The organism is Taibaiella helva (assembly GCF_003545695.1).
Taxonomy (GTDB): domain Bacteria; phylum Bacteroidota; class Bacteroidia; order Chitinophagales; family Chitinophagaceae; genus Taibaiella; species Taibaiella helva.
Window position 1 is genome coordinate 450059 of sequence record NZ_QUZZ01000004.1, and the last position, 24153, is coordinate 474211.

Consider the following 24153-nt stretch of genomic DNA (forward strand, 5'->3'; position numbering starts at 1 on the left):
CAGTTTCATTTTAAAAAACGACATTAACACCAAAAGTTATCGTCCGTGAGGTAGGATAGCTATACAGCGACAAAGCACCCGGCCTTACGACTGCCCCGGCCGGTATAGATTCTGTGCTGCCAATACCGACTTCCGGATCGCCCTTGAAACCGGGCGCTGAATACCACAGGTTCTGACCCTGTACATAGATCTTTAGCGACTGCATCTTCACTTTACTGATCAGCGAAGAGGGAAGGTTATAAGACAAGGTTACATTCCGCAACCGGATAAAATTGCCCTTTTGCAGCCAGCGGTCGCTGGCGTAAGAGGGTATGTTGTAATCGGGACGGGGATTCGATGCTCCTTTATTTTGAGGCGTCCAATAATCCAGCGCATCGGACGCCATGTTGGCTGCGACATTTTCAGGAGACATTGCCTGCCGCCATACGCCATTATAAACATAATTGCCTCCTGAATAATAGAAGTCGACGCTCAGTTGTATTCCTTTATAAGCTAAAGCGGTGTTGAATCCGCCGTAATATTTAGGATCGGGCGATTTGTTATCCAGGATAAACCGGCCTGCCTCGCTGTAGTTACTGGTTGTTGTTACACCGTCCGACTTATACCACAGCTCATTGCCATTCTCGGGATCGACGCCGGCATACCGCTGCATATAATAGACATCCAGGGGTTTATCCACAGAAAAGTAGGTATTACCGGTATTGCCGTTGGGAATATCTTTACCATCCACCAGCTTCACGATCCGGTTTTTATTCAAGGTAATATTACCACCAACAGACCAGGTAACATCCGCCAACCGCACCACATCGAGATTCAGCGACAGCTCCACGCCACTGTTACGCATGCTCCCTATATTGGAGAGCTGGGAGGTATAACCGGTGGTAGCGGAGAGCGGACGGTCCAGCAGCAGGGCATGGGTGTACCGGTTGTAATAGTCCACACTGCCGCTGATACGATTGCCAAAGAACCCGAAATCCAGACCTACTGAATAGACCGTATTTTTCTCCCAGGTCAGATTGGCATTGCCGGGCCCGGCAGGGTTGGGAAAGAAACTGACCTGCCCGTTGTAGCCGCCGGAACGGTATAGCGGCAAGGCATCATAGTTACCGATCTGATAATTACCGGAAGTACCCACAGATCCCCAGAGTTTCAGATTATTCACTGCGCGGGAATATTCTTTAAGAAAATCCTCTTCGGTAAGGTTCCATGCCAGACCTCCGGAAACGAAATTACCGTAGCGGCTGTCTTTACCGAAGCGGGAAGAGCCGTCTCTGCGAATGGAAACATTGGCAAGATACTTACCGGCGTAGTTATATTCGGCGCGGGCAAACATGGAGAACAAAGTCCAGCCAGCTTTGCTGGTCGTTGTGCCGTTGGGCGTAGCACCGTTATCCTGTGTGTTCAGATCCGGGTTAAAAGGATAGCCTACTGAGCGCAGGCTGTAGGTCTTGAGCTTTTCTTTCGTAAATTCTGTACCCACCAGTATTTTCATCGTATGCACCTGAGCGAAAGTTCTTTTGTACTCCGCCGTATTGGTCCATACGTAATTAAAACGGGAGTTACCTGCATCCGTTTTGGTACCTGGTGTCGCAGCAGAACCGGTATACATATCGAGTATAGAACCCGGCCTGACAAAGGACTCGCTGCTTAGCGCCGAATATTGCAGGCCCAATTGAGTTCTCACGGTAAGGCATTTCACTGGTGTAAGCTCCAGATAAGTAGCCGACAAGCCATAGATAGTGTTGGCGGAAGCCGGATTGTTCATCAGGGCCTCTATTACATTAAACCCCTGGGATGTGAGATTGTACCCGTTCTTATTGTTGCCCCCGGCCGTAAAGTCGTAGGGTGATTCATAGGGATTGTACAGATACATGGCCGAGAAGGGATTCTGAGCATTATAGATATCCCTCAGGTTATTCGTTGCCGTATTGGTTATCCTTATGCTTTGCCCTATTTTCAACCAGTCGGTAGCCTTATAATCCACACTCATGTATCCCGTCTTCCTTTTGAAACTTGAAGCCAGGCTGATACCATCATCGCTATAACTTTGCAGCGAAAGAAAATAATCGATTCTTTCCGAGCTGCCCGAAACGCTCAGGTCGTGCTGAGACAGCCGCCCGGTACGCAATATCTTATCCAGCCAGTTGGTCTCATAAGGCTTGAGCTGATTCCAGTATTTACCGGGATCGGGTGCCTCTTCAATGCTCGTCAGACCATCGGCGGTAAGCAGCGGCTTCAGGTAATTGTTTGTATAGCCAAGTGCCCGCTCATATCCCAGCTTCTCCCCAAAATTCATCATCTTATAGTTGTCCGGTGTCTTGCTTCTGAAGCCATACTGAAAGCCATAGGCAATCTGCGGAGGAGCGTTTTTCCGCCCTCCTTTTTTAGTGGAAACCATAATAACACCGTTGCTGCCCCTGGAGCCGTAGATAGCCGTGGTCGAAGCGTCCTTCAGCACAGAAACATCGGCAATATCGTTGGGGTTCAAAGCGGAATAGGCCTCCAGTGTAGCCGGTACGCCATCAATAACGATCAACGGCTCCTGCCCTGCCGTAATAGAACCGACACCACGTATACGGATGTAGGCAGGTGCGCCGGGCGCACCGTTTTGCCCGGTAATCTGCACACCGGTTGCTTTACCCTGAAGCATGTTCGTAAAGTTACCCATAGGGATATCTTTAAATGCTTTCTCCTTAATTATCGAACTGCCGCCAATGAGCGTTTTGCGTGTTTCTGATCCGTAGCCGACGACTACAGTTTCCTCTAAGGCCTGCTCACCCCCTGCCTTCATGTTTACTTTTACAGCCCCTCCATTGCCGGCAGGCACTTCCTGCTGCGTGAAGCCGAGGGCATTAATGATCAGCATCGCATTATCAGCTGAAACTTCAATTTCAAAATTTCCATCTGCATCCGTGATGGTGCCTGTTTTTTCTCCTTTTACTTGTACGCTTGCCCCAGGAATACCTTCACTGTGCTCATCGAGTACCTGCCCTTTTACGGAAATACCCTGCGCCATAGCAAAATGCAAACCTGAAATCAACAGCAAGCTCAAAGTAAGCAGCAACTTTTTGTTCATAAGCGTTGAACTTTAATGATCAGTTTGAAATAAAAAATGAATATTTTAGGATATTAAATGTAATATAAAGCATTAAAAATTCAAAACAACATCTTTTGCATAAAAATGCAATAATTCACAAAAAAAATGGCGCCGCTATAACTGCGACGCCATAATGTGTAAAAGATACTGCTACCTAACTAAGCTTTTGAATGCATTTTATTGTTCGAAATACAAAAAATATGCATTTTAATCATAAAAAACACTCTACACTAACAATAAATAGGGTTGTCCATGTGTTGGACAACCCTATAGCTTAAAAGTATTTTACTCAGATAAGAAAATCCTTACTCCTGCTTTACGAACACGCGGGGCGCGGCACCGTAGGTAGGATTAATTACACTGTACTGGTAGGTAGCCGGCGGAGTAGGATCAAACGCTACGTTATCAAAGCTCATATCACCGGCAGTAGTGGGCTGCGAGGGGAAGATAAGCGTTGTATCGTCTACCTGAACAAAATAAACCGCAACAGGACCAGTGGGGTTACCACCTACATTATCAGTTTCGTAAAGGCCGTTAGCCAGCTCGGTTACATGGGCAAGACCATTACGGCCCACGCATTTGTAGACGCCGGACAGATCCTGGCTGGCATCGATATCGGTAACAGCTACATAAGCGATAGTAGAAGCCTTGAAGCCCCGGCTGTTTTTCGCCACAAACTCCTGAGTATACAAACCGGGCGTTGTATTGTCTACTGTGCTTTCGCCAACAGTAACAGTACAGGACTCATTGTAGAAAGAGTCGTAGGCAGTAACAGAGATCGGGGGAACTGTGCCACCTGTCGGGATACTGACAAACCTGCTCCCCGTAAAGGTAAATGATGGGTAGGAAACGGTTTCAACCGTAGAGACATCATAGGAGTCTCTCTTTTTACAGCCGGTGAGAAGCGCTGCCAGAGCTATTGAAAACAGAATTATTCGTTTCATAATTAGTTACGTTTTGGATTTAATACCGGTTGTTAATGCATATCCCACCATACGGATTTGGTGATCGCCGACTGTCCCGGGAAATTCAGGTTGTTTGTCGCTTCTCTGTCAGGGTAAAGGAACCGGCGGGGGAAAGCGCCAGGTGCAATCCTGGAGGCTACAGAAACGACGAAGAAATTAGGATAACCAGTTCTTCTCCACTCTGTCCAGGCTTCTATGCTTTGGTTACCACACATAGAGAACCATTTCTGAGTGCTGATATACTTCAGTTTATCAGCGTTAGAACCACCTGTGGGATAGCTACCCCAGTTGGATGGCGGCGTAATGGAAACAGGCTCGCCCTCCAGGAAATAATCACCCTCGTTGAGGATAGAACCATCGCCTTCAAGATAAGTGGTGATGGCATAGTTCAGCGAAAAGGGAATATTGACGGGGAAGCCGCCGGTGGGTGTAGATACGGAGTCCGCTATTACCGGCGAAAATACAGATCCCACGGCGTCCATTATGGCTGCACCATACGCAGTAAAGTTAGCCGCAACAGCACGCTGGAACAGTTCGGCATCATTACCGGTACCCCAACCCCTTACTGCAGCCTCAGCCTGGAGGAACAGGCTTTCATAGTCGGACAGGAAGATCACAGGGGCTGCCGCTGATCCGTCTACGTCTGTAATATTACCACCTACAGCAGAACCGGGCATAGAGAAAGTACCGGAAGCGCCTTCATAAGCGCCCTGCTTGTTGCCTTTAAAGGCGCCATTGGCAAAATAGAAGGCAGCTACCCTGGGATCGTTGTTGGCCAGGAAGCTATCCATAGCTGTAGAGCTGGCGATAATGTTCAGCCGGTTCGCGATCACCGCATTGTTGATCTCGGAATACATGGGGTTATAGTTGCCGGGATCGCTGGAATAAGCGATTTTGGCAGTACCACCTTCTTCAATAAAGCCGACGCCATTGGCATACAGTTCGGCAATGCCGGCCTGGGCCATTGCAGGCGCACGTTCAGAAAGACGCATGTACACTCGCAGCAGCAGCGTATTGCCAAATTTCATCCAGGCATCCATATCCCCGCCGTAGATCAGGTCGTCTTTACCGGGATGGGCAGCAGCAGGGTCAATTTCGCTCATACCCTCTTTTACCATAGCAATAATACCGTTGTATACTACTTCCTGCTTGTCGTAGTGGGGACTGGTAATGCCGCCGGACTCACCCTGCAGGGCTTCTGTGAACGGGATATCATCAAACTGGTCGGTGAGCAGCTGATAGGTATAACCTTTCAGAATTTTGGCAATGGCAATATAGTTCTTTTCATTGCCACCTTTCCTGATGATCTGTTCCAGGTCGGTGAGGGCATCGCTATAGAGGCCCGTCCAGGCATTGTCGATATCGGTGCCATCCGGTATATACTGATCGAAGGACTGGTATTGGGAAGCGGAAGGAAACTGTGTCCAGTACTGGGACCAGAAGCCGCCGGCGATCTGGAACTTACCACCCAGCTGCTGGGCTATACCCGCCTGGGCTGAAGGTAACAGTAAGGGTATGGATACCTGTTCGGGATTGTTGGGGTTCTTGTTGACGTCCCGCCATTTTTTACATCCCGTGAAGATCAGCAGCGACACTGCGGATACGCCCAGGAAAATTTTATATAACGATTTCATGAATTGCGAATTTAAGGAGATTAGAAAGTAAACCTGAGGTTGAATCCGTAGTTTCTTAAAGAGGGCGCTGCGCTGAATTCAAAGCCCTGCGCATTGGCAGCACCGTTGGAGCTCAGCTCAGGATCAGCAAACTGGTTCTCTTTGGGCGTCCAGATAAACAGGTTATTACCGAACACGCTTACTGTAGCGCTTCCGAAAGGTGTTTTGTTTACCCATTTTGAAGGCAGTGTATAAGAAATACGGGCTTCTCTCAACTTCACGTAAGAAGCATCCACCAGCAGGAATTCATTGGGGCGTCCTGTTTGTGAGGTGTAAAAGCGATAGGGATCAAACGGAGTGGTGTTTGGCGAATAAGAACCATCGGCGTTCTGGATCACAGAATTTGGCCAGATATAAGGATCTCGCTTTTCTGTCTCCGCAGAAGTGCCGGTGAAGGCCAGGATGTCCCTGGTGCGGGAGAAGAACTGACCACCGTGCTTCATATCGAACATCACATATAGGGAGATGCCCTTGTAGCTCACTGTGGTACCCCAAGAAGCCTGGAACTTAGGCTGGTAGCTGCCGAAGAACTTGCTGCCTGTAGGATCGATAACCGGCAGACCAGTGCGAGCATTGACCACGATATTTCCATTGGGATCTCTCTGGTAAGCATTGGTGTAGAAGGTACCGTAAGGTTTACCTACTGCTGCTACCACGGTCATACCGTTAATACCGTTACCGGTATTGATCTGGTCGGTTCCTGGATAGATCTCTTTCACCATGCTGTTATTCTTGGTAAAGGTACCGAACAGATCCCAGCGGAAGCCGGTACGGGTAAGCACAGGTGTAAATTTAGCAGCAATCTCAATACCGTTATTGGTAAGCAAACCGGTGTTGATGGTACCGGCAAGGAAGCCGGAAGAAGCCGGAAGACTTACGTTAACGATCTGGTTAGTGGAACGCTTGTTGTAATAAGAGAAGTCTACAGTAATGCGGCTGTCCAGGAAGGATTGCTCTGTACCGATCTCAAACTCGCTGGAGAACTCAGGCGTCAGGTTGGGATTACCGATGATATTACCATAAGTAAATCCGGGTACATTATTCAGCGGGAAAACCGTGCTGCCAAAATCACCGGCAACAGTGGTCGCACCGTATACCGTGGTGGAGCTGTAAGCCGGCGCATCGTTACCCACTTTACCGTAAGAAATACGCAGCTTACCATAGTTCCATATCCGCTTCAATGATTCGTCAAACAGTTCAGTGAATACGAATGAAGCGTTACCACCGTAGTAAAAGTAGGACTTAGGTACTGTGGAAGACCAGTCGTTACGGGCAGTGATACCGGCAAACAGCATATTCTTATAGCTGATGTCAGCGTTGCCATACAGACCTACCCTGCGTACCAGGGTGAGTGTATTGGTCGCCAGGACCTTACCATTGGAGTTGGTCAGGTTATAATAATCGGGAACAATCAGGCCGCCATCCTCGTTTGTGCTGGAGAAACTGTTGTTCAGCCTTTGCTGGATCATGCTGTGACCCAGCAGCACATTCAGATTAATGTCCTTGGCTACTTCTTTGCTGAAAGTAACCATCAGGTCGTTGTAGATATTGGCAAGGTTATAGATATCTTCTGCATAACGGCCAACACCCGCCTGGGGGCCGGCAAGATCATAACCATCACCCCTTCCGGTAGCCTGGTCGGCCGGCTGAGAGTTATACAGCGGGGCGCTCTGGTAACGGCGGTCGGAATACACATCGGTACCGAGGCGGTTCTCTATTTTCAGCCAGCTGAAAGGTTTGTAGCCGATGGTGAAGCTTCCCAGCACACGGTCCACCCTGTTCTCATTCTTGAATTTTTCGAGGGTGTAATAGGGGTTAATGGCATAAGCGCCATAGTAGCCATAGCGGTGAACGCCATCCTCATCGATGTAATCCATAGAATTAAAACGGTCGTCCAGGTTACGCAGATCGCGCAGGGGAATATCCCGCGGCATCTGGTACAGGTTGTCCATCAGAGAGGCAGCACCCTGTCCGCCACCCACCAGGTCGGCGATCGATTTGGTGTAGTTCAGGGAAATGCTGGCGTAGAATTTGTTTGTCAGGTTAGCATTACCGTTGAAGGTAACATTGTACTTGTCATATCCTTTTCCGGGGAAAATAGAATTACTGTTCAGTGTATTGAAGCCCAGGCGGAAGGCCATGTCTTCATTACCGGAGTTTACAGAAACGCTGTTGGTATAGATCTTACCCAGGTCGAAGAAATCCCTTACGTTGTTGGGCAGAGCTGAATAGGGCTTTACTTTTTGCTTGCCATCGATGATCTGTCCCCAGGGTCTGGGTTGATTATCAAAAGGCAGACCCCAGGAGAAGTTCTCCCTGCGGTCATCGGCAATATCGTGCAGGTTGCCCTGTCCGTAGGTATTCTGGAAGTCGGGATATTTCAGAATGCTGGAAAAGCTGACACCGGTGTTGACTTCCACTTCTGTTTTCTTGGCGCCATCGGGCCTTCTGCGACCTTTCTTGGTGGTGATCATGAGCGCGCCGTTGGAAGCAGCAGAACCGTAGATAACGGTAGCAGCAGGACCTTTCAGCACAGTTACTGATTCAATATCGTCGGGATTGATATCATTGCCACGGTTACCGAAATCTACCTGGTTGCTCAGATTGCCGATATTACCGCCGGTGCCGAAGTTACCGTTGCTGATGGGAATACCATCTACTACGATCAGCGCCTGGTTGTTACCGAGGATAGAAGAACCGCCGCGCAATACGATACGGGAAGAAGAGCCCGGAGAATTGGAAGTCGTTGTGATATTCACACCGGCTACTTTACCCGCCAGTGAGTTGATAGGACTGGTGCTTCCACCTTTGCCCAGCTCATCGGCGCCGATAGTCGTCGTCGAATAACCCAGGGCTCTCTTCTCACGCCTGATCGCGTTACCCGTCACTACCGTTTCATCCAGTGTTGTATTGGAAGCCGACATTTTAATCGTAATCGTTTGGTCGCCATCGCCGGCTTTCACCTCCTGCGGGGCAAATCCAACTGCATTGATGACCAGAGTATTGGATTCATCCGGTACTTCCAACGCAAAGTTCCCGTCAATATCGGTTATCGTACCGGTGCTCGTCCCTTTTACCTGGACGCTTGCACCGGGGATACCCTCCCCTTTGTCGTCTAAAACCTGTCCTTTGACAGGCCGCCCCTGTGCCATGGCTAGCTGCAATCCTGACCATAAAAAGACTGCAAGCATGAGTAGTAGTTTTTTCATACACGAGTATATTTTGTTAACCAAATATACTCGCACAGTATGATAAATCAAAGCATTATGACATCCCCCCGTAATAATTTATTAACAAAAGAGTGATAAAGCACATTTGCGGTATTTCTAAACAACAGAAGATCATCTATTTGCGAACCATATTTCAGTCATATGCATTAATACCAAAAATTATGTTAACAAATATTCATTACGCATGGGCGATAAAAAAAACCCTTAAGGTTAATTAAGGGCTATTTAATTGCAAATGAATATATTAGCCTATTCCTCTACTTGAGTTTGATATAGGTATAATTTAGCATATTGACCTTCCTGCTTCATCAACGCTTCATGGTTTCCGGCCTCGGCAATATGGCCATCTTCCAGCACAATGATCTTGTCAAAATTCCAGCCTTTAAAAATGCGGTGCGTGATCACGATCGCTGTCCTACCTTCCAGGTATTGCCCCAGGTTACGCTGTATCGTTTGTTCCGTGCGGGTATCAACTGCCGACAGGCTTTCGTCCAGGATCAGCACTGATGGCTCTTTGACCAGGGCGCGGGCCAGGGATATCCGTTGCTTCTGCCCACCGGAAAGCATAACGCCTCTCTCTCCTGTGATCGTTTCATAGCCATCGGCCAGCTGCCTGATGTCTGCGTCGACAGCAGCCATAACCGCTGCCTCTTGTATCGCGGACATATCTTTCACTTCCTGGCCCAGCCCGATATTGTTGGCTACCGTATCTGAAAAGAGGAAGACATCCTGCGGCACATAGCTTATCTGCCCGCGCAGGTTTTCGAGCTGCCATTGCCGTATAGGCACATCATCGATCAGGATCTCGCCCTCAGTAACGTCATACATACGGAGCAGCAAATGCACCAGCGTCGACTTTCCCGAGCCTGTCTTGCCAATCACTGCAATCTTTTCGCCGGGCAGTATCTCCAGGTTGAAATGCTCCAACGCTTTGATCCCTGTGTGCGGATAAACGAAAGTGACGTCCCGGAGGGTTATCTTGCCCTTCAGCGATTGTGCTACAGCATCCGGCTCATCGAAAATATCGGGCTCCGACAAGAGGAACTCATTGATGCGCCGCTGCGATACTGCCGCCCGCTGGATCATATTGGCCGTCCAGCCGATAGCAGATATAGGGAACATAAGCAGGTTGATATAGAACACGAATTCGGCAATATTACCAGGTGTTACTTTTCCCTCTATCGCCTGCCAGCCACCGACCAGCACGGTAAGCAGCATGCTGAGCCCGATGAACAGGTTCATTGCCGGAAAATAGATCGATTCTGTAAGCGAAAGGTTGATGGTGCTTTTCCGGTAAGCTTTCGAGATGCGTGCAAAAGTGCTGATGGCGCTATGTTCCTGCACAAACGACTTGATGACCCTGATACCCGAATAGGATTCCTGGGCCTGGGAAGTCAGCGAAGAAAGCTCGGCCTGTATCTGCTCGCTCTTGCGGTTAACGATCTTATTTACATAAAAAATAGAAAAGGCCAGGAAAGGCAATGGGGCCACCACGTAAAGGGTAAGCGAAGGGCTCACCGTGATCATTTTCCAGAAGCAAAGCGCGATCAGGATCACCAGGTTGATCACGTACATCAGCGCGGGTCCGGTATACATCCTCACCCGCGACACATCTTCAGAGATGCGGCTCATCAGGTCTCCCGTAGCATTGCTTTTATAAAAAGCCGTGCTCAGCTTCTGGTAATGTGCAAACACTTCATTCTTCTGATCATATTCCACATGCCGCGACATTACAATGATCGTCTGGCGCATCAGAAACATAAAAACGCCGCGCAGCAAGGCATAGGCCAGCAGCCATAACCCGGCTGTCATTACCAGGTGCATCAGGTGCCCGCGAAGGGTCTGCGCCTCAGGGCTGCTGCCCAGCAGGTGATACCGGTCTACATTCCGGTATACATCGTCCAGCGTATTGCGTACGATCTGCGGCGAGAGTACCGCAAAAATATTGGAGATGATGATAAAGATGGTCCCCAGCAGCAGGTGCCATTTATACCGGAGGAAATATTTATTCAGTACAGAAAGATGCCGCAAAGCTTATTGGATTTGAAACCGAAATTCGGAAAAACCACGGCCCGCCGTTGTTTTCCAAATGTGAAAACCGCCGCAAAGGTACAACAATGCAAGCCGCATTGCTTAACTTTGCCCGATTGGCTTCTCTATGAAGGTATCTGTAAAAAATATAATGCCGCTGCTGCTTTCGCTGCTGATGCTGGCAGCCTGCGGCAAAAAAGAAAAGGAGCTCAGCCCTGCCCGGATCAATGCCATTGCGGACAGTATTGTCAACAGCCGGATGAATAAACTACGCAAACAGGCCAAAGAAGACCTCGAACGCCGGCTGCCCATCGAGCTCAAACCGAAAATCGATTCTATCCTGAAGGTCACGCACGACATAGGCCCCGTACCGGTTTTTCCCGGCGACGAAGGTAAGCCTGCGCTCCCCGATACAGTCCATCAGCTGCAGCTCCAGGTCAGAACACCGGCCAACGATACCCAGCGATAACACGTACTGACAATACAGGAACAGGGCCGTCCTTGCGGAATGGCCCTGCCTTATCAGATCGTACGGAATCATCGCGGCTTAATAACCACGGCCCGCTTTATTTTCCATATAATTCATGAACGCCCGGTTGGCCACCTTGTTGCCGCCCGGCGTGGGATAATTACCGGTAAAGTACCAGTCGCCCTTATTGTGAGGGCAGGCTTCGTGCAGGCCTTCAATAGACTGATAAATGATCTGCACATCGGCCTGTACATCGTCGGGACGCAGCAGCTGACCGATCTTATCGCTGATCTCGTCAGGCGTGAACGGTGCGTATACTTCTTTTACAAAGTTCTCTTCATCCAGCCGGTTGTGTTCCCTGGCCGTATTGCATTTGATATAGGCCTCGGTAAGCACGTGGTTCATGTCGCGCTCTTTCAGCAGCTCAACAGCAGCCTGGAAGGCAATGAAATCTGCCATCCGGCTCATATCGATACCGTAGCAGTCAGGGTAGCGGATCTGTGGCGCGGAAGAAACGACAATGATCTTTTTAGGCTTCAGCCGGTCGAGCATTTTGATGATGCTCTGGCGCAACGTGGTCCCCCTTACGATACTGTCGTCGATAACGACGAGTGTATCCTGGTGCGGGTTAACGGTTCCGTAAGTAATATCGTACACGTGCTGCACCATTTCATCGCGCGCTGAATCGGCGGTAATAAAAGTACGCAGCTTAACATCCTTGATCGCGATCTTCTCGATACGCACGCGACGATGGATCAATTCGCTGATCTCCGCGTCGGTCATGGTATTCCTGTTACGGATAATACGCTGCACTTTCAGGTCCTTCAGGTAGTCCTCCAGGCCTTTAATGAGGCCATAGAAGGCTGTTTCAGCGGTATTGGGGATAAAGGAAATGATCGCATTCTTAAGATCGTTATCCAGCGCTTCAAGCACTTTCGGCGCAAGGTTGGTGCCCAGGCGGATCCGCTCACGGTAGATATCGGCATCGCTGCCCCGGCTGAAATAGATCCGTTCGAAACTGCAGGCCTTTTTCTCTGCCGGCTCCAGTATCTGCGGTACGCTCAAGGTACCATCTGCCTTTACGATCACGGCGCAGCCCGGCGGCAGCTCCTTGATCTCATGCTGCTGCACATTGAAGCTGGTTTGTATCGCAGGCCGTTCTGAGGCCACGATTACGATCTCATCGTCGTGGTAATAATAAGCCGGGCGGATACCATGCTTATCGCGCAGCACAAAGCTGTCGCCGTTACCGATCAGCCCGCCGCAGACATAACCGCCGTCGAAACGGCTGGCGGCCTGCCGCAGCATGGCCTCTACATCAGGGTTCTCGGGAGACTTGACCTCCTCTTCACAGAGAAAATGGTGTACCGTATCGATCATAGCGCCCAGGTCGCTGGCCCGCATGGTCTCGTCGGGATTCTCTTTCAGCAAGGCAAACAGCTCATCTGTGTTCACCAGGTTGAAGTTGCCGGCCATGGTCAGGTTGCGGGCCGGGTTGATATCCGACTTCACGAAGGGATGGCAGAATTTCACACTGTTCTTACCCTGTGTTCCGTAGCGTAGATGACCCAGCATCACTTCTCCCATAAAACGCAGATAGCCCTTCATAAGGCCGGGATAGTCGCGCAGGTTGGGATACATACGTTCCAGCTCCGTCACTTCGTTCTGTACGGAGGTGAAGATCTCCTTGATCGCTCCCGGACCGGCAATGCGCAGGCGGTGCATGAACTGGTAGCCAGGCTCCACATTAAGCTTAAGCGTAGCGATGCCCGCGCCATCCTGGCCCCGGTTATGCTGCTTCTCCATCAGGAGATAAAGCTTATTCAATGCGTAGAAGGAAGTACCGTATTTACGGTGGTAGTAAGAAATGGGCTTGAGCAGCCGAATGTAGGCAAGCCCGCATTCGTGTTTTAAAGCATCTGACATGAGGACGCAAAGTTAAGCCGAAATTAATAAAATGAGCAAATGTGCCGCCCTGATAGACATATAAAGAAAAACGTTCCGGCCAAAGGATCGGAACGTTTTTGCTTATCGCTTTACTTGCCGGGCAAAGGCGGGTGCGGTGGCAAAGGTGGACGCGGCGGCAAAGGCGGATGATGCTGGGGCAGTGGCGGACGCGGCGGCGCATGCCTTACATGAGGCCGCGGATGCTGCCGGTAATAGCGATGGCGGCGGGGATGGTACCCGCGGTACCCTTTTTTCTTATGGTGCTTGTAATAGCCGCGATGCGGACGATGATGCCGCTGCGCATAGCTGCTTTCCGGCGCAGTAAAGAGCGCCAGCGTCAGCACCAGAATGATGTACCAGATGAATTTTCTCATGTCGTTCCGTTTTATCACCGCAGAAAGATACGAGTTCTTTCCCGGCGCTGCAATGATGACAAGCTGAAAACAAAAATGTTCTGACCTGTAGCCACATCAGAACATTTTGTTTTCAGCAATGAGGTGCTCCTCGTTTACCAGGGCAGCGGCGGGTGCGGTGGCAGGGGTGGATGAGGAGGTAAAGGAATGTTGATGCTTACACCGCCGCTCACATAAGGCCTGGGCGGCGCATAGTAGGCCGGACGATAATAAGGACGGCGATAATGCCTGCGGTAGGGCCTGTCATAGCTGTAATAGTGCGGTACATAGCGCCTGTCGTAACGATAGGCCTGCCTTGCACCCTGGTCATAGCCATGACGGTAAGCTCTTTCGACTCTCCGTTGCTCTTTATAGCGATGTTTGTAATGCCCCTTGTGCCAGCCTTGCGCGCCGGCGTCATAACTCATGAATAATCCGAAGAACGCGAAAAGGACTGCTGTCAAAAGATACTTTTTCATAAAATGGCTTTTATTCGGTTAATGATGCTTACGTTCCTGCGCAGAGATCGTGTCGTTTTTATTAATGGCCGCCTGTAATCAGGATGCGCTAGTAAGACGGAGACGGGAAAGAAAGGTTTATCGACAACATTGTTCTGGAAATACAAAAATGTGTTAACAGAAGTCGTACTTTTGAATCCCTACCGGTTATACGTTAAAACAATGTTCCATTTCAATCCTTTGCCCCTGCAAGGCGCCTTTCTCATTACGCTGCCCGCCTTTACCGACAATCGCGGCAGCTTTATCAAAGCCTTTCAGCACAGTATTTTTGCGCGGGAAGAGATCACCTTCGACCTGCAGGAGAGCTATTTTTCCCTGTCGGGCAAAGAGGTGATCCGCGGCATGCATTTCCAGCTGCCGCCATACGACCATGCCAAGATCGTTTATTGCCCTTCGGGCGCTATCCTGGATGTGCTGGTCGACCTGAGAAAGGACAGTGCTACCTACGGGCAGCATTATGCGACAGAGCTGTCTGCTGCCAATCACCTGGCTTATTATATACCCAAAGGCTTTGCCCATGGCTTCAAATCACTGAGCGAGGGCGCGATGACCTGCTACCTCGTTTCGTCGGAGCATAGCAAGGAACACGATACCGGCATCCGCTACGATTCCTTCGGCTTTGACTGGGCCTGCAACCGGCCGGTGCTTTCCGAACGGGATCTTTCTTTTCCCCGCCTGGACACATTCGACAGTCCCTTTTTGCAGTAGCCACGGTGCATAACAATTGTTTTACAGTATAAACTGTTTTATTCCCTGAAATTTACCGGGTAAACAATAAAAATATTTTTATGGCAAAAACAGCATTGATTACCGGCAGCACCAGCGGCATAGGCCTCGCCACCGCCAAAGCCTTTGCAGCAAAAGGATACAACATTGTCTTCAACGGCCTGGAAGAGAACGGCGCAGAGATCGCTGCCGATGTGGCGCAGGAATACGGCGTGGGCTACCTCTTTTCCCCGGCCAATATGATGCAGCCGGAAGCCATCAGGGGCCTTGCAAAAGAAGCGCTGGATAAGTTCGGATCAGTCGAAGTGCTGATCAATAACGCCGGCATACAGTTCGTTTCTCCAATCGAAGATTTCCCCGAAGACAAATGGGATGCGATCATCGCCATCAATCTCAGCGCGGCTTTCCACCTTACCAAGGCAATACTGCCTTCGATGAAGGCCCGTAAATACGGCCGCGTGATCAATATCTCGTCGGCACATGGGCTCATTGCCTCCCCTTTCAAAAGTGCCTATGTAGCTGCCAAGCACGGCATCATCGGCTTTACCAAAGTGCTGGCCCTGGAAGGCGGTGAATTCGGTATTACTGCCAACGCCATCTGCCCCGGTTATGTGCATACCCCTATCGTGGACAAGCAGATCCCCGACCAGATGAAAGCACACGACATGACCCGCGAAGAAGTGATCGAAAAAGTATTCCTGGCCGAGCATGCCATTAAGGATTTTATTTCGCTCGACACCATCGCACAGACGATCCTTTACCTGGCCGACAGCGAGGCTGCGGCGACCATTACGGGTATTGCCATGCCGCTGGACGCCGGATGGACCGCGCATTAAGCTTATTGTTCATCAAAACGATCCTATAGTGACTGATTACACCATTGCCACCAACAATATTGAGCTTCATTATGTCGAATATCATCCGAAAGGAAAGCCGACTCTCGTATTGATGCATGGGCTGACCGCCAATGCACATGCTTTCGACGGCCTGGTAAGCCACGGGCTGACTAAGCACTTCCGGCTCATTTCGCCCGACCTTCGCGGCCGCGGTCTCAGCAGCAAGCCGGCTTTTCACTATGGGCTGGAAGACCATGCCCGGGACATTCTCGGCCTGCTGGACCACCTGGGCATTGAGAAAGCATTGCTGGGCGGCCATTCCTACGGCGCATTGCTCAGTGTCTACATAGCGGCCAACTATCCCGAACGGGTAGAGAAGCTGGTGATACTGGATGCTGCTGCAGAAATGAATCCCAATGCGCCTGCGATGCTGGGTCCTACGCTCAGCCGCCTGGACAAGACCTTCCCTTCTTATGCTTCTTTCCTTGAAGAGATGAAAGCCGCACCCCAGAACACTTTCTGGGATAAGGATATGGAAAGCTATTACAAAGCGGATGCCCATGTAAGGGAAGATGGTACCGCAAACCCCTACCCCAACCTTTCCAATATCATAGAAGTGGCTACCGGCGTGGCGCAGCAGCCCTGGACGCAAACCTTTGAGTGCGTCACCCAACCTGCAGTGCTCATCAACGGACAAGATAACTACACAATGGATGAGCCCCTGCTGCCCGACTTCAAGGCAAAGGAAACGGTCGGGCTGATGGCCAGTTGTCATTACGTTGCTGTGGACGGCAATCACCAGACGATGCTCTACGGCGACAATGCTGCCCAGGTGGTGCGGGCCATAGAAGCCTTCCTGCTGTGACCGTATATAGGATATTACAGGGCGCTTGTTCAGATTTTCGTATTATTGCCGGAAACCGGACAGGCGCCTTTCCTGCGCCTTCTTTATGAATAAAGAACAATATTTAAAGTCGTCGCAGCTGCTGCTGCAGCTGCCGGTATTTTTCCAGCCCTGGTGGCTGGATATTGTCAGCGACAACTGGCATATCACCATGGCGCCCGGCCCTGCCGGTACGATCGCCGGCGTATGGCCGGTGGCCCTGGAAAGCAAGCTGGGCCTGTCTATAATCCGCAATCCCCTTCTTACACCCTATCTCGGGCCATTCTTCCTGCAATCCCTTACGACAGAACAGCAGGCAAGAGTGTTCGAGACCCTCTGGCAGCAGTTTCCCCGCTGGGATAGCTTCGATATGGAAACCACCGTCTCTTTTGACCGGGCCGATCTGCTGCAGCAGAAGGAGATCGGGGTATCCGAAAAGATCACTTTTGAAATCGCGCTTGCACCCGGGGAAGATGCTCTCTGGCGCGCCATGAGCAGCAATCACCGCAACCTGATCCGCCAGGCGGAGGCCAGCCATACCATAATCGAAAATCCGGGGCAGACCACCCGCCTGCTTCAGCTGCACCGGGAAACCTTCAGCAGGAAAAACAAACCTTACCCTTTCGTGCCGGCGATGATCGACCGCCTCGTACAATGCAGCCACGAACAGGACAGCGGCAGCTTATGGCACCTGCAGGATGCACAAGGACGAATCACCGCAGCGATCTTTACGGTATGGGACCGGCAAAAAATGTACCTGCTGCTCAGCGCCACCGATCCGGAGGCTGCGCATCCCGGCGCCGTGCGGCTGCTGATCTGGCATGCGATCAAAGCCGCCCGGCAAAAGGGACTTTCTGTCTTCGACTTCGAAGGCAGCATGGATCCGGGCATCGCCGCCTTCTTCCGCCGCTTCGGCGGCAGCCAAAAAACTTACCTTTGTGCTTCCAGGAACCGCTCTCTGTTGTGGAAAGTAAAGAAGAAGCTCCTGGGCTGATCAAACAATAATACGATGACGAAGAAAAAGCTGAACAGTTTCAGCGGGCTGGTGTTTTCTACCAACCCGGATATGATGAGGGAGGAAGCGCCGGAGCTGACCGAAACACCGGAGCCCAAAGCCCAGAAACTGCGGGTACGGATCGAGAAGAAGCACAGGGCCGGTAAAACGGTCACGCTCGTGGATGGCTTCTCCGGCAGCGAGGAGGACCTGGCTGGACTGGGCAAAAAACTGAAAACCAAATGCGGCGCAGGCGGCAGCGCCAAAGATGGTGAAATACTGATACAAGGCGATTACAAGGACAAAGTGATCGCCTGGCTTAAGGAGTGGGGCTATAGCCAAACCAAGGGCTAGGCTCAGGGCTTGCGCAGCACCAGTTCTACCCTCCGGTTCTGCTGGCGGTGCTCTTCTGTATCGTTGGGTGCGATGGGATTGGCATCGGCCCAGCCTTGCGTATGGATCTTATCGTCGCTCACCCCCAGGCTGCCTAGCAGATCGGTCACCGTCCGGGCCCGGGCATAGGACAACTCTTCATTGATCGCAGGTGTACCGGAATCGTCGGTATAGCCATTCACAAAAAATTCGGTATGTGGCTGGTCCAGGTACGGAGCAATCATCGCTTTCAGCTGTACCTGGTCGCTGTCGTTGAGCAGCACATTGCTGCGCAGGAAATAAAACCGTGCCAGCAGCGTATCGTGCAGCGGCGGACTGTAGTTAAAGTCCAGCAAAGGAAAATTAAGCGTATCGGGCGGCTGGACATGTGTTGTGGTAAAGGAGACCGTATCGTTGTAATCGGCGTAGCCCACACGATAAACATGCAGGCTGTACTTGCGGTTCAGCGATACAGAGGCCATATAGCTGGCATCACCCCGGTTGCTCTGGTAATGGTATAACTTTTCGCCGGTCTCCGCGTCGCGCCATTCGATCTGCGCATAGTTCAACCTTCTTTTATCCAGGCTGTCGTAGGCAATGCCAAAAACATAAGTATAAGGCTCCGGCCGTGCTGCTTCCGGTATCTTCGCTTCATAGAGATCCATATTGCCAAGCCCGCCATTCCTGTTGGACGCCAGGTAACCCTTCCGGCCATCGGCACTCAGGCAAAGGCTCACGTCGTCGAAAACACTATTGAAGGGATAGCCCATATTTTCAGGGCGCTGCCATTTACCCTGTTTTTTCCGGCTGTAGAAGACATCGTTGCCGCCTAAACCCGGGTGTCCGTCTGAAGCAAAGTAAAGCGTCTGGTTGTCGGAAGCAATGAAAGGAGCGGTTTCATCAAAAGGTGTGTTGACTTCCGGCCCAAGGTTAACAGGTACCTGCCATAAGCCATCTTCAAAGCGGGACATCCATAAATCCTTGCCGCCATAACCTCCCGGCCGGTCGCTTACGAAATACAATTCTTTATTATCGCTGGAGAGGGAAGGCATGCCTTCATAGGCAGGGGTATTGATCGTGGCGCCAAAAGGCACCGGCTGCGACCAGCCGCCGTCCTTGGTAAAAGAGAAATAGAGATCGCAGCCCCCGGCTTCCCACCCGTTCTCGCTGCGATTGCCGCAGCGCATGAAGAAAAGATAGTGTCCGTCGGCAGAGAGCATTTGCGCCCCTTCCTGCATGCCCGAATTGGGCGGGCTGCCCATATCCCGGGCAATGAACCATCCACCACAAGAGTCCCGCTGCGCTATATAAAAATCCTCATCCACACCATTGGTACGGCGCGTAAAAACGAGGGTGCTATCGTCGTGGCTGATGGAAGGAAAGTACTCGTCATATTGCGAGTTGATCCGTGGTCCCATATTGACGAGCGTATCGGTCCGTCGGGCATTAACCGCATATTTCCCAAACTGTATATTTTGCCTGATGCGCTCATATTCCGCTTTCATCGCAGGATGCAGTACAGCGGGCTTCGCCCATTGATCCAACACCGAAGAAGCGTGCTCGTATTGTTGTGCCTGGCATAGCGTACGGGCCAGCGGCAGCGCGAAAGCTTGTGTGCAGGCAGGGCAGGCGGTCGAAGCCTGCCGGAATACATCTGCGGCCCTGCTGAATTGTCGGGTATCGCAATATAACATGCCCAGCGCCAGATAAGCATCTGTAAAATGGGGCGCTTCCCGGATACATTTCTCAAGCAGACCGGCTGCTTCCTCATTGCGGTGAAGCCGGATCTGTTCCTGGGCGCGGCTGTACAGCCGCTGTCCTTTTGGCGTTACGATCCCCTGCGCATTCAGCATTATTGTACTGCAGCAAAGAACCAAAAATAAAGCCAGGTAACGCATCAGGGAAAACTATCGTTGTTTATTGAGGCGATGCAATAAACAGATTTTTTTCCGAATTTTAAAATATACCCTTATTTTAGTCAGCAAACGGTCCCGACGGCCAGAAGATAGTGGACAAGCACAAGGAGGAAAAGCAATGGGAAACGCCTTTTCCAGGAAAGATATAAGGCAAATTAATTAGTGTTATAAATAGTTTTTTAAGGTTATTTTCGCAACATCTAATCCATTTTACAATTTTATGCGCAACAAGATAGTAATGGCTTTCGTTGCTTCTGCCTTTTCTTTCGCCGCTCAAGCACAGCAACAGCAAAATGTATCGGTATGCTCTGATAAAGCGATGCACTCCGAACTGGTTTCTCTCGACAAATCGCTGGAAGAACGCGGATTCGGCCTCGAACAATTTAAGATGATGAATATGCCCTCCGGCTCTTATGTACCGGTAACGGTCAATATGCAGGAAGGCAAAATGTACCAGATCAATTTCATTGCCAGCAAAAATTTCCAGCAATACCACCTTACTGTAATGGACAAGGATCGCAATAAACTGGTCGATAAAAAGATCAGGCAAGGCGGCAACCGGCAGCTCTCGGAAAGCTTTGCCGCTCCCTATACAGGAACTTATATGGTCATCGTATCGCAGAAAGTAAAAGGACAACAGGAAGCTTGCGGCGGCTTGTCCGTGCTCAAGAATAAGTAAACAGCAAGCCTGCCCATGATCCAAGCCATTAAAAGGAAGCTGAAGCTCAGGCCCGAAATGGGCTTCAACTTCTACATGGCTGATTTTGTCTTCCGCAAGCTTCTGCGACAGAATGCCGATGTGAAATGGGCCATCCATCATACCAGCACCATCCACAGCCCCGGGAAGCTGGTGCGCGGCCGGCACACCTGGCCCGGCGATTCTCCCGGCGTTTATATCAATGCCCTCAACGGGATCATTATCGGCGACTATACCAATATCGGTCCCAATGTGGCGGTCATATCGGCCAACCACGATTTCATCAACAACGAAATACATGTAGCGGCATCCCCCATCGAGATCGGCAAATATTGCTGGATAGGCGCCGGGGCAGTAATCCTGCCCGGGGTAAAGCTCGGCGATTTCACCATGGTCGGCGCCGGGGCCATCGTTACCAAAAGCGCGGAAGAAGGTTATTGTGTGCTGGCCGGCAACCCTGCAAAGGTGATCCGGACCCTCGACCGCGAAACCTGTGCGGCTTTTGCAGCAACCAAATCTTGATTCAATCCTGGCGACCGAGCTGCTCTTCCAGCCAGGCAATATACCAGGCAGTTTGAATGCTGTTGATGTTTACCTCTTTATTGCTCCAGCCCAGGGCCAGCCTCCGGTCCTTTAAAAAGCTGCGGGCGATCAGCTTGAAGTTGACCGGGTCCGAAAAGACCACCCTGCGCATCCGGTTGCGTGCTCCCGCCATTTTCTGCAGCAGGAAAGGATAATGCTTTTTGGGGAAAGCGACTCCGAAAGGCTCGAAAAAATGGCGAAATACTATATGGTCGAAGAGCTTTCTTCCCCATTTATGCTCCCAGGACAGGTTCTGAAAGAACAGGATCAATTCCTTGTCCCATAAAGGGATCAGGTGCTCCTTGCCCCAGAACTCGTATATCCGGTTGGAATTAATGATAAACTTGGATTGCCGCTCTTTCAGGTTCCAGTTCTCAAAATATTCATAAGGTTGAGCCGGTACAACCGGCAGGTGGATCCGCGGCAAAAAGGATTGCTTATTACCAGCGCGGAAAGCGTAGTGTCGCTGCAGCAAACGCGGCGCCACATTGTCTTCTGTAAGACCTGCCTCCAGATGGCCTCCTGCAATAAAATCACCTGTATGGCCCGGAACGATCACCGCATCCTGCGGGATAAGGCTTTCTTTTACCAGGTGTCTTACGGCGAAATAATCCTGCGTGAACAAAGCTGAAGTTCCGTTAACCACAAAAGGCAGATAGGCGCCGAACTCCGGCGTATGCAGGAAATCGCCCACCAGCTGCGGCGTATAGGCGATAAAATGCCAGGGGAACTGCAGCTGCGCCGCTACCCTGGCCGACATCCGCACATCGGGACTGGAAGGTATCCCGTAGGTAAAGCAGATCACTTTAGTATAGCCCTGCTTCTTCAGCAATACTGCAATCAGGCGGGAGTCGTAGCCACCGCTCAAAGGCAATACGGCCGTGCGGCCGTCCAGCGCTTTCACCAGGCGCTGCCCCACTTCGTCGAGCAATCCGGCCAATTGCACCGACAGTGTATCGAAGGACCCTTCAAGCGCCACTTCTGCGATATAATAGTGATAGGAATGTTCGTTCAGCTGTCCCTGCGCTGCAACCAGGCAGGCGCCGGCCTGCACCTGGCGCACCCCTTGCAGCAAGGTTCGGGCGCCGGTTACATAACCGGTATATAAAAATTCCTCCTTTGCTTCCTGATCCAGCTGCAATGTTCCCGGTGCAGCCAGCTCCACAACATCGCTGATCCGGAGCACGTCCTGATCCAGGGAGTAAAAAAGCGGAAAAGTCCTGGTACGGTCGGTGGCGCAATAAACAATATCTTCCCGGTGGATCACCACCGCAAAAATTCCGTTGGCCTGCTGCAGGCGGGCCAGCAATGCGGTTTCGGTATCCGCATCCCTGAAATAGGCTGCCAGTGCGGTCCGGCGCATTGGCGTACCACCAGGGTCATAGATAAAGCCCTTTACGGAGATACCCTTTTCGGTATACCAGGAATAACCATAATTGTATCCGAGCGTAATATCTACTTTCATAAAAGCCATTGATCGATCAAGAAAAAAGGAACAATAGCGGCAGCCAGCACCGCCAGCGTATAGCCCAGGATCTGCCATTTTGATATGCCGGCCGAAGACAGCAGGTAAAAGATAAAGCAGAAAAAGATCAGGGCGCCCACCGCACCAAACCACATGACCGTAACAGCGGCATCATAGCGCAACCACAGACAGAGCAGCATAACCAGCGCCCGGGACGAAAAGATAATGATCTGCAGCAGCAATCCCTGCTTCTGCTTACCCTGCACAAAGAATAAATTGGATAAAGGCGAAGAAATAAATACAAACAGGAACCAAAGGCTCAGCGACTGTGCATACTGACCGGCCACGATCCAGCCGCTGCCGAAGAACCAGGCGAAGAGCTTGTCGCCCCAGAACAGCAAAGCCGCTATAGGGAAAACGCCCAGCAGCAGCAGGTGGCGGTACAATGCCCAGGTGAGCTGTTTTATTTGCTGCTGATCTCCCTTTGCAGCCGCAGCTTTTTGAAAATACACTTGCCCTATCGCAGCACCCACCAGCGCCATGGGTGCGTTCAGCACCCGCTGGGACATGGCATAGAAACCGACGATGGTATTGGAAAAGAAGGTAGCGAAAATATAAACGGGCAATTGCTGGGAAGCCGTATTCAGCAAGAGCGAAGGCAAAGTAAAGCGGGGAAAATTACGATAGCGCCAGGCCATACGTTTCATACCGGGTGTAAGCCGGAAAGTCTCTCCCTCCTGCCTGTTTTTCAGGTAAACGCTGATCACGCCCAGGTTGCCGCCCAGCAAGGAAACCAGGTTGCCCCATAATAAACCGGCGGCTTGTCCGCCCGCTGCGCCCGCACCTACTTGTACACCGCCTGCAATACCCGACCGTATTACAGAAGCCGCAGCTATGCCCCTGTAAGCCTTCTGCCGCACACTGTAATAACGCAATATCTCAAAAGCTCCGGAAAACAATACGGCCAGGGGCAGCAGGTACAGCCAGAAGCCGATGCGCCCGTCTTTGAGCAGGCTTACAAGCGGTCCATGCAGCGTCAGGATGAGCAGCAGCAGCAGTACCGAGACGCCTAGCGTCAGCATCAGGGCAAAGCGCACCAGCTTGCGGGCGTCCCTGTCGGCGCCGGGCAGCACGACCGACATTTCGTATTGGCCCGTAGCGATAAGGGTCAACAAGGAGCACAGGGAAACGAAGAGGGTCAGCAACCCGAAATCATCCGGTGTATAGAGCCGGGTCAGTATAGGCGTGATCAATACCGGAATGGCCTGCGCAACAGTGGTTCCTGTAGTCAATGTGAGCACATTACGTACAAAATCCGTAAGTTTTATCTTTCTTATCATCCGTAGGGCAGATCAGGTCG

19 protein-coding genes are annotated in these 24153 nt (G+C 51.1%); 8 read left to right on the forward strand and 11 right to left on the reverse strand.

Annotated elements, in window-relative coordinates; translation table 11 throughout:
* Positions 1-10: 10 nt before the first annotated feature.
* From DZC79_RS09860 to DZC79_RS09880, 5 genes are all read right to left on the reverse strand, one after another.
* Entirely contained in the window at positions 11-3076 is a 3066-nt protein-coding gene (locus tag DZC79_RS09860) for a SusC/RagA family TonB-linked outer membrane protein (RefSeq protein WP_118951385.1), read from the reverse strand.
* Between the two features lie 326 nt (positions 3077-3402).
* The gene (locus DZC79_RS21175) at positions 3403-4041 is read right to left on the reverse strand and encodes a DUF5011/hyalin repeat domain-containing protein (RefSeq protein ID WP_157977046.1); all 639 of its coding nucleotides are present in this window, start codon (positions 4039-4041) and stop codon (positions 3403-3405) included.
* 32 nt (positions 4042-4073) lie between these two features.
* Positions 4074-5696: a SusD/RagB family nutrient-binding outer membrane lipoprotein gene (locus DZC79_RS09870; protein WP_118951387.1), complete on the reverse strand. Its 1623-nt coding sequence runs from the start codon at positions 5694-5696 to the stop codon at positions 4074-4076.
* 20 nt (positions 5697-5716) lie between these two features.
* The gene (locus DZC79_RS09875; protein WP_118951388.1) at positions 5717-8944 is read right to left on the reverse strand and encodes a SusC/RagA family TonB-linked outer membrane protein; all 3228 of its coding nucleotides are present in this window, start codon (positions 8942-8944) and stop codon (positions 5717-5719) included.
* Between the two features lie 270 nt (positions 8945-9214).
* Positions 9215-10996, reverse strand: a complete 1782-nt coding sequence (locus tag DZC79_RS09880; protein ID WP_118951389.1) for an ABC transporter ATP-binding protein — start codon at positions 10994-10996, stop codon at positions 9215-9217.
* Positions 10997-11147: 151 nt separating this feature from the next.
* Between DZC79_RS09880 and DZC79_RS09885 the strand changes: the two genes are divergently transcribed.
* Complete coding sequence (locus tag DZC79_RS09885; protein WP_157977047.1) at positions 11148-11465, forward strand: hypothetical protein; 318 nt, start codon at positions 11148-11150, stop codon at positions 11463-11465.
* A 78-nt stretch (positions 11466-11543) separates the two neighbouring features.
* Here DZC79_RS09885 and DZC79_RS09890 read toward each other — a convergent pair whose 3' ends face one another.
* The 3 genes from DZC79_RS09890 to DZC79_RS09900 form a co-directional block, all read right to left on the reverse strand.
* On the reverse strand, positions 11544-13391 hold the full coding sequence (locus DZC79_RS09890; RefSeq protein ID WP_118951391.1) for an amidophosphoribosyltransferase: 1848 nt from the start codon (positions 13389-13391) through the stop codon (positions 11544-11546).
* A 110-nt stretch (positions 13392-13501) separates the two neighbouring features.
* Entirely contained in the window at positions 13502-13786 is a 285-nt protein-coding gene (locus DZC79_RS21180) for a hypothetical protein (RefSeq protein ID WP_157977048.1), read from the reverse strand.
* Between the two features lie 134 nt (positions 13787-13920).
* A complete protein-coding gene (locus DZC79_RS09900) occupies positions 13921-14283 on the reverse strand; it encodes a hypothetical protein (RefSeq protein WP_157977049.1) in 363 nt (120 codons plus the stop codon).
* Between the two features lie 201 nt (positions 14284-14484).
* On the opposite strand from DZC79_RS09900, the gene DZC79_RS09905 reads away from it, so the two are divergent.
* From DZC79_RS09905 to DZC79_RS09925, 5 genes are all read left to right on the forward strand, one after another.
* Positions 14485-15030, forward strand: a complete 546-nt coding sequence (locus tag DZC79_RS09905; protein WP_118951394.1) for a dTDP-4-dehydrorhamnose 3,5-epimerase family protein — start codon at positions 14485-14487, stop codon at positions 15028-15030.
* 80 nt (positions 15031-15110) lie between these two features.
* Positions 15111-15884: a 3-hydroxybutyrate dehydrogenase gene (locus DZC79_RS09910; RefSeq protein WP_118951395.1), complete on the forward strand. Its 774-nt coding sequence runs from the start codon at positions 15111-15113 to the stop codon at positions 15882-15884.
* 28 nt (positions 15885-15912) lie between these two features.
* Complete coding sequence (locus tag DZC79_RS09915) at positions 15913-16749, forward strand: alpha/beta fold hydrolase (protein WP_118951396.1); 837 nt, start codon at positions 15913-15915, stop codon at positions 16747-16749.
* Positions 16750-16834: 85 nt separating this feature from the next.
* Positions 16835-17761, forward strand: a complete 927-nt coding sequence (locus DZC79_RS09920) for a GNAT family N-acetyltransferase (RefSeq protein ID WP_118951397.1) — start codon at positions 16835-16837, stop codon at positions 17759-17761.
* Between the two features lie 15 nt (positions 17762-17776).
* Positions 17777-18115 (forward strand): translation initiation factor, encoded by a 339-nt coding sequence (locus tag DZC79_RS09925; RefSeq protein WP_118951398.1) that lies wholly within the window; start codon positions 17777-17779, stop codon positions 18113-18115.
* Between the two features lie 2 nt (positions 18116-18117).
* Here DZC79_RS09925 and DZC79_RS09930 read toward each other — a convergent pair whose 3' ends face one another.
* Positions 18118-19986, reverse strand: a complete 1869-nt coding sequence (locus DZC79_RS09930; protein WP_198666840.1) for an OmpA family protein — start codon at positions 19984-19986, stop codon at positions 18118-18120.
* 283 nt (positions 19987-20269) lie between these two features.
* On the opposite strand from DZC79_RS09930, the gene DZC79_RS09935 reads away from it, so the two are divergent.
* Both DZC79_RS09935 and DZC79_RS09940 read left to right on the forward strand, forming a co-directional pair.
* On the forward strand, positions 20270-20728 hold the full coding sequence (locus DZC79_RS09935; RefSeq protein ID WP_118951400.1) for a hypothetical protein: 459 nt from the start codon (positions 20270-20272) through the stop codon (positions 20726-20728).
* Positions 20729-20743: 15 nt separating this feature from the next.
* Positions 20744-21268, forward strand: coding sequence for an acyltransferase (locus DZC79_RS09940; protein WP_118951401.1), 525 nt, complete (start codon positions 20744-20746; stop codon positions 21266-21268).
* 1 nt (position 21269) lies between these two features.
* Here DZC79_RS09940 and DZC79_RS09945 read toward each other — a convergent pair whose 3' ends face one another.
* Complete coding sequence (locus tag DZC79_RS09945) at positions 21270-22793, reverse strand: asparagine synthase family protein (RefSeq protein ID WP_157977050.1); 1524 nt, start codon at positions 22791-22793, stop codon at positions 21270-21272.
* Positions 22790-24133 carry a lipopolysaccharide biosynthesis protein gene (locus DZC79_RS09950; RefSeq protein ID WP_118951403.1) on the reverse strand — a complete coding sequence of 448 codons (1344 nt, stop codon included), beginning with the start codon at positions 24131-24133 and terminating at the stop codon, positions 22790-22792. Before DZC79_RS09950 ends, DZC79_RS09945 begins: the two co-directional genes overlap by 4 nt.
* Positions 24134-24153 lie beyond the last annotated feature (20 nt).